This is a genomic window from Endozoicomonas sp. ALB115 (genome assembly GCF_049310245.1).
GTDB lineage: Bacteria > Pseudomonadota > Gammaproteobacteria > Pseudomonadales > Endozoicomonadaceae > Endozoicomonas.
The window spans coordinates 1-5,867 of sequence record NZ_JBLYZG010000124.1; the positions used below are offsets into that span (position 1 = coordinate 1).

Consider the following 5,867-nt stretch of genomic DNA (forward strand, 5'->3'; position numbering starts at 1 on the left):
CGTGAGGTTTTTGGTTGCACTTGAATATGATTGCATCAAGTAGTGTTGACAGTAAGGCAGCCTGAGTACGCTTAACACGCTGATCCATGGGGTTATGAGGGGTAAAAACACCCGCTGAAGTCAATGAATGAAGCGTGGTCGTCAGGCTTCGCCAGTTCCAACGCCGTGTTACGGTAAAATTTTGCAGCAAACGTATCAGCTGGCCTTGTTCAGCTCGATTTAACGGTCTTTTAGCAGCTGATGCGTATTTTTTAATTGAATTGGCATACAGGCCATGATTTCTCCCATCATAGCGATGACCGAAACGATCCGATTTATTCACCAGATCATCCATCATTTCCTGTTTGATGAGCGCCTTAAAATCTTGAGCAGGGTTTACTGAACGGCGCTGTAGATGTTGAGAAGGGCATGCGTCAGAAGAACGGTAAAATGTATTACGCCCCGGGTTAGTGCGTTGGGTATCATCCAACTGCCTGACCTTGGCATGTCTGTATCGTCCACGCCTTGAAGAAGGAGCATGGCCACCCGGTCGGTTATAATCATTATCTGATCTTGCGTATTGACCACTGATACCGGCAGAGCTTCTGTCCATAATTATATTTCATTAATTCATGAAAGTATAAAAAGCAGACTGCTGCTCTGTTCAGAAGTTCATTTTACTGAAATGCCTATAAAACCAAGCCGTTGGGGATACACATCTACTTCTGATGCCACCAATCCGTTATTTTCAAATCATTTTAGCCAACTACTTATTGCCTTTTTTTTCTCTTCCTTTTTCTTTTTTTTGGTTTGCCTGTTTGCTTTTCTAAATGTTCTTCGGCGGCCAGGTAACAGTGATCTGAGGATTGATCCCCTTTATCGGCGGTAGCGTTTGCCTCATCTGCCCACCCGATTTTATGTGATACAGATCCATGGCCCTGCGGCGGGATGTCCACTCTGGTCTTTATTTGATCAATACATCGTTTTATTGAATCCTGGCTCCTGAGCTGGTTAATCGGGATTTCAATGACCTCAAATCCTGCTTTTTGTAACAGTGCGATTTTCAGCAGAGTCGAACCAGTCCTGGTGTTGAAATCACCACACAGGTAATGAGAGGGGCCCTGAACTTCAATAATAATATTGTGATCTGGCAGTAGCAGATCAACCGGAGGTAATGAGTTCAGACTCCTTTCTGCGGCAATCTTTAAAGAGGGAATGCATGATTGAAGTTGATCGCGGAAGGCGGTTTGAGGTTTTGACATGTTAGTCTGGTAATGGGGGACGATCGGACACGCTCTGCCAAGCCAGCTTGCGGCCATGGCAATGATGGATTGATCCTCTTCATTATTTGGGAATGCATTTTCCAGGCGAGTAAACAGGTCATCCATGTGCTTTTCAAGCAAGCTGTTTTTATTGGCATTGGAGTCTGGAGACAGCCTGGCACAGCATACCAATGCTCCCCAGAGAGACATCGATATTTCTTGCTGAGATAACTGAGGACATTTACTGATTTGGTAGACAAGAAGTTCAGACGTGGATTTAACCACATTCAGCTCAACGAGCTCACCCAGTTTCGCCATGGCCCACAGCAGGTGGGAGATATGCTGAGGAATAAACTGGTTTTTCTTTGCGTTCACTTGGGATAAAAGTACGGTCAAAGCCTCGTTGAGCTCTGGCGTCAGCTCCTGCCCGTTGATCACCAGTTTCGCCATGGCCCACAGCTGGATGGCGACATCCTTGGCATTAAATTGGTCATTCTGTGCGTTCACGTGGGGCAACAGCGCGGCCACGGCTTGTTTGAGTTCTGGTGTCTGCGCCTGCCCGTTGTCCACCAGTTTCGCCATGGCCCACAGCAAGTTGGTGATTTCCTGGGGTTTAAAGTTAGCTTTCAGTGCTTTCACGTGGGGCAGCAGTGTGGCTACGGCCGCTTTGAGCCCTGGTGTCTGCTCCTGCCTGTTGTCCATCAGTTTCGCCATGGCCCACAGTAGGTTGGCGATACCTTGCGGTTTAAAGTTAGCTTTCTGTGCATTCACGTGGGGCAACAATGCACCTAAGGCCTCTTTGAGCCCTGGTATCTGCTCCAGCCCGTTGTCCACCAGTTTCGCCATGGCCCACAGCAGGTTGACGATATTCTGGGCATTAAATTGGACTTTCTGTGCGTTCACGTGGGGCAACAGCACGGCTAAGGCCGCTTTGAGCCCTGGTGCCTGCTCCAGCCCGTTGTCCACCAGTTTTGCCATGGCCCACAGCAGGTTGGCAGTTTCCTGTGGCTTAAAGTTAGCTTTCTGTGCGTTCACAGGGGGCAACAGCACGGCCACGGAATCTTTGAGCCCTGGTATCTCAAGCCTGTTGTCCACCAGTTTTGCCATGGCCCATAGCAGGTTGGCGATATTCTGGGCATTAAATTGGACTTTCTGTGCGTTCACGTGGGGCAACAGCACGGCTAAGGCCGCTTTGAGCCCTGGTGCCTGCTCCAACCCGTTGTCCACCAGTTTTGCCATGGCCCACAGCAGGTTGGCAGTTTCCTGTGGCTTAAAGTTAGCTTTCTGTGCGTTCACGTGGGGCCACAATACGGCCACGGCCTCTTTGAGCCCTGGTGTCAGCTCCTGCCCGTTGTCCACCAGTTTTGCCATGGCCCACAGCAGGCTGGTGATTTCCTGTGGTTTAAAGTAAGCTTTCTGTGCGTTCACCTGGGGCAACAACGTGGCCACGGCCTTTTTGAGCTCTGGTGCCTGCTCCAGCCCGTTGTCCACCAGCTTCGCCATGGCCCACAACAGGTTGGCTATTTCCTGTGGTTTAAAGTTAGCTTTCTGTGCGTATACGTGGGACAAAAGTGTGGAAACGTTCTCTTTAAGCTCTGGTGTCCACTCCTGCCCGTTGGCCATCAGTTTCGCCATGGCCCACAGCAAATTGGTAATATGCTGGGCATTAAATTGGGCTTTCTGTGCGTTCACGTGGGGCAACAGCGCGGCCACAGCCCCTTTGAGTTCTGGTGTTTGCTCCTGCCCTTTGTCCACCAGTTTTGCCGTGGCCCACAGCAGGTTGACGACACCCTGGGCATCAACATCCCTGGCCTGAGGTTTTTGGTTGCACTTGAATATGATTGCATCAAGTAGTGTTGACAATAAGGCAGCCTGAGTACGCTTAACACGCCCATCCATGGGTTTATGAGGGGTAAAAACACCCGCTGAAGTCAATGAATGAAGTGTGGTCGTCAGGCTTCGCCAATTCCAGCTCCGCGTGACTGTGAAATTTGGCAGCAAATGCATCAGCTGGCTTTGTTCCGCTCGATTTAACGGTCTTTTAGCAGCTGATGTGTATTTTTTAATTGAATTGGCATACAGGCCGTGATTTCTCCCATCATAGCGATGACCGAAATGATCCGATTGACTCACCAGGTCATCCATTATTTCTGGTTTGATGAGTGCCTTAAAATCTTGAGCAGGGTGTACTGAACGGCGCTGTAGATGTTGAGAAGGGCATGCGTCAGAAGAACGGTAAAATGTATTACGCCCCGGGTTAGTGCGTGGGGTATCATCCCACTGCCTGACCGTGGCATGTCTGTATCGTCCACGCCTTGAAGAAGCGGCATGGCCACCCGGTCGGTTATAATCATTATCTGATCTTGCGAATTGACCACTGATATCGGCAGAGCTTCTGTCCATAATTATATTTCATTAATTCATGGAAATATAAAAAGCAGACTGCTGTGCAGTTCAGAAGTTCATTTTGCTGAAATGTTCATATATAAGCAGTGCCGTATTTCTCATCTGCCGACCCGCTTTTAAGTGATACAGAGCCATGACCCTGTGGCGGGATGTCTATCCGGGTCTTTATTTCATCAATACATAGTTTCATTGAATTCTGGCTCCTGAGCTGGTTAACCGGGATTTCAATGACTTCAAATCCTGATTTTTGCAGCAGTGCGATTTTCAGCAGAGTCGAACCATTCCTGGTGTTGAAATCACCACTCACGTAATGAGACGGTCCCTGAACTTCAATCACCATGTTGTGGTCTGGCAGTAGCATGTCAACCGGAGGTAATGAGTTCAGACTTTTTTCTTCTTCAATCTGCAAAGAGGGAATGCATGATTGGAGTCGATTGCGGAAGTCGGCTTGAGGTTTTGACAGGTTAGTCTGGTAATGGGGGACGATCGGACACGCTCTGCCAAGCCAACTGGCGGCTATGGCAATAACGGATTGATCCTCTACATTATACGGAGATGTATTTTCCAGACGAGTAAACAGTTCATCCATGTGCTTTTCAAGCAAATTATTTTTATTGGCATTGGATTCCAGAGACAACCTGGCACAGCATACCATCACTCCCCAGAGAGACATCGATATATCTTGCTGAGATAACTGAGGGTATTGACTGATTTGGTAGACAAGATGTTCAGTCGTGGATTTAACCACATTCAGCTCAACGAGTTCACCCAGTTTCGCCATGGCCCACAGCAGGTTGGAGATATACTGAGGAATAAACTGGTCTTTGCTTGTGTTCACTTGGGACAAAAGTGCGGTCAAGGCATCGTTGAGCCCTGGTGTTTGCTCCTGCCCGTTGTTCACCAGTTTCGCCATGGCCCACAGCCGGTGGGTGATATCCCGGGCATTAAATTGGTCTTTCTGTGCGTTCATGTGGAGCAACAGCGCGGCTACGGCTTCTTTGAGTTCTGGTGTCTGCGCCTGCCCGTTGTCCACCAGTTTCGCCATGGCCCACAGCAGGTTGGTGATTTCCTGGGGGTTAAAGTTGGCTTTCAGTGCTTTCAAGTGGGGCAACAGCGTGGCCACGGCCGCTTTGAGCTCTGGTGTCAGCGCCTGCCCGTTGTCCACCAGTTTCGCCATGGCCCACAGCAGGTTGGCGATATGCTGAGGAATAAATTGGTTTTTCAGTGCTTTCAAGTGGGGCAACAGCGCGGCTACGGTTGCTTTGAGCCCTGGTGTCAGCGCCTGCCCGTTGTCCACCAGTTTCGCCATGGCCCACAGCAGGTTGGCGATATGCTGAGGAATAAATTGGTCTTTCTGTGCATTCACGTAGGGCAACAACGCGGCCACGGCCTCTTTTAGCCCAAGTGTCAGTTCCTGCCCGTTGTCCACCAGTTTCGCCATGGCCCACAGCAGGTTGGCGATACCTTGTGGTTTAAAGTTAGCTTTCTGTGCATTCACGTGGGGCAACAATGCGCCTAAGGCCTCGTTGAGCCCTGATGTCTGCTTCTGGCCGTTGTCCACCAGTTTCGCCATGGCCCACAGCAGGTTCGCGATTCCCTGTGGTTTAAAGTTAGCTTTCTGTGTGTTTACGCGGGGCAACAGCACGACTAAGGCCGCGTTGAGCTCTGGTGTCTGCTCCAGCCCGTTGTCCATCAGTTTTGCCATGGCCCACAGCAGGTTAGCGATTTCCTTTGGCTTAAAGTTAGTTTTCTGTGCGTTCACATGGGGCAACAGCACGGCCACGGCCTCGTTGAGCCCTGGTGTCAGCTCCAGCCCGTTGTCCACCAGTTTTGCCATGGCCCACAGCAGGCCGGTTATGCCCTGAGTATTAAATTGGTCTTTCTGTGCGTTCACGTGGGGCAATAACCTGGCCACTACCTCTTTGAGACCTGGTGTCCTCTTCTGCCCGTTGTCCATCAGTTTCGCCACGGCCCACAGCAGGTTGACGATTTCCTGTGGGTTAAAGTTAGCTTTCTGAGTGTTCACGTTGGGCAATAACGCGGCAATAGCCCCTTTGAGCTCTGGTGTCTGCTCATGGCCGTTGTCCACCAGTTTCGCCATGGCCCACAGCAGGTTGGCGATACCCTGAGGAATAAATTGGTCTTTTTGTGCGTTCACGTGGGGCAACAGCGCGGCCACGGCCTCTTTGAGTTCTGGTGTTTGCTCCTGCCCGTTGTCCA

The 5,867-nt window shown here is 50.2% G+C and carries 3 protein-coding genes; all 3 read right to left on the bottom strand.

The genetic code is table 11. The features are described from left to right. Positions 1–592: hypothetical protein (locus tag ACO6VE_RS23715; RefSeq protein WP_422463888.1), on the bottom strand; the 592-nt coding region annotated here is incomplete at its 3' end. A gap of 157 nt (positions 593–749) precedes the next feature. Further along, on the bottom strand, positions 750–3,644 hold the full coding sequence (locus ACO6VE_RS23720; protein WP_422450728.1) for a DUF1601 domain-containing protein: 2,895 nt from the start codon (positions 3,642–3,644) through the stop codon (positions 750–752). Positions 3,645–3,720: 76 nt separating this feature from the next. Continuing rightward, on the bottom strand, positions 3,721–5,867 hold a 2,147-nt coding region (locus tag ACO6VE_RS23725; protein WP_422463890.1), incomplete at its 5' end, for a DUF1601 domain-containing protein.

What these genes read in the sequence shown, in the direction of transcription:
- ACO6VE_RS23720 (WP_422450728.1), bottom strand. Translation starts at nt 3,644, where the DNA reads ATGGACAGAAGCTCTGCCGATATCAGTGGTCAATTCGCAAGATCAGAT.